Source organism: Mesorhizobium sp. M1E.F.Ca.ET.063.01.1.1, from assembly GCF_003998155.1.
Lineage (GTDB): Bacteria > Pseudomonadota > Alphaproteobacteria > Rhizobiales > Rhizobiaceae > Mesorhizobium.
In genome coordinates this window covers 1-1635 of sequence record NZ_RZSC01001039.1, presented here as the reverse complement: position 1 = coordinate 1635, position 1635 = coordinate 1, and the positions used below count along the sequence as shown (strand labels likewise).

The following is a 1635-nucleotide window of genomic DNA, read 5'->3' as shown; positions in this document are numbered from 1 at the left end:
CTGGGCGATACCGGCGCGGGGCTGACGATCGCCGCGCGCGTCGGTCGCAACCTCCACGCTGGTTTCGACTGGAACGAGTTCCGGACGATCCGCGACTGGTGGAAGGGGCCGCTGATCGTCAAGGGCGTCCTGCACCCCGGCGATGCGGCGAGGCTAATTGCGGAGGGCGCGGACGGGATCTGGATGTCCAACCACGGCGGTCGCCAATTGGACGGGGCGGTTTCGAGCATAGACGCGATCACAATGGTGCGGGATGCAGTCGGCGGCCGGGTTCCGATCCTGATCGATTCCGGCATCCGGACGGGCATATGGACGTCATCAAGGCAAAAGCCCGCGGAGCGGCCGCTGCCGCCATCGGCCGGGCGGCGCTGTTTGGAGCCGTGGAGGGACGAGCAGGCGTCGAGCGGGTCTTGGACGTCCTGCTCGACGAAATCGCGACCGGTCTGAAACTATGCGGTGTGCCCGGTTTTCAGCAGGTTGGCTCGGACTTGATTTCTCCAGCCCTCGCAGGCTGAGCGGGTGGTCCGTGGGAGGAGTATGACTGCAGCAAACAGCGGTCTAAGTCACGCTTGAAATGTTTATGCTGCAGAATGCAACGACTTCGACTCGCTTGCGGTTGCGAACTTGACGCTGGCTTCGAAGCCGGACTGCGTTCCGGGCCTCGGCGGAAGCGGGCTGAGCGCGATGGAGCATTCGCCGCGGATGAGCGTGCCGCCCGCGCCCGGAATCTCCGCGTTTTGTCGCCAGGGTGCCGATGTCGTGCTGCTGCAGTCCCACCGGCATCCGACATAATCAGTGGCTCCACGGCACGCCATCGACGGGGGCGGGCAAAGCGTGGTTGATCAAGCGCTTTTGTCAGGTCGAGTTGTGGCGCCGATCCGCCGGAAAATGAAACTTTCCGCGCCATTTCTCTCCGGCGCTGCCTGTGCCAGCGCGGCGTCGGCCAGTATCGCCATGTGGTTGTGGATCGGCGACTTGATGCAGGCTGGATCCGTAGCCGCGGCATCGCCGGCAATCGCCATCGCCTGACACCTGCAGCCGCCCCAGTCGATCTCGCGACGCTCGCAGCTTCGGCAGGGCTCCTGCATCCATCCGGTGCCGCGGAAGGCATTGAACGCTGGTGAATCGGTCCAGATTTCGGCAAGCGTGCGCTCGCCGAAACGCTCGAAGTGGAGCGAAGGAATCGTCTGCGCGGCATGGCATGGCAACACGGTACCGTCCGGAGCCACCATGAACGCATCGCGCGCCCAGCCGCCCATACACGGCTTGGGATAGATGGCAAAATAGTCGGGCGTGACGAAGTCGATGTTCATAACGCCGGCTAGCTGTTCCTGAGCCGCCGCGACAATGTCCGCCTGCCGCTCGACCGCGGCACGTTCGGGCATCAGCATATCGCGATTGGCCAGCGCCCAGCCGGCATACTGCACGTTGGCGATCTCGAGCCGCTCCGCGCCCAACGAAAGGGCCAGATCGATGAATTCGGGCACTTCCTCGATGTTGTGACGATGGATCGGCGCATTGATGGTGAGCGGCAGCCCGGCCGCGCGGGTGCGGCGTGCCGTCTCCAGCTTCTTTTCGTGGCTGCCGCCGTGGTTGCCGATACGGTCGGTCGTGGCCGGACGAGCACCCTGAAAG

General features: G+C 64.6%; 2 protein-coding genes. One reads left to right on the top strand and one right to left on the bottom strand.

The genetic code is table 11. The features are described 5' to 3' along the window. The coding region (locus tag EOA29_RS35755) for an alpha-hydroxy-acid oxidizing protein (RefSeq protein WP_189479103.1) at positions 1-447 on the top strand (447 nt) is incomplete at its 5' end. 395 nt (positions 448-842) lie between these two features. Here EOA29_RS35755 and EOA29_RS35750 read toward each other — a convergent pair. Beyond that, positions 843-1635: SPASM domain-containing protein (locus EOA29_RS35750; RefSeq protein ID WP_127222345.1), on the bottom strand; the 793-nt coding region annotated here is incomplete at its 5' end.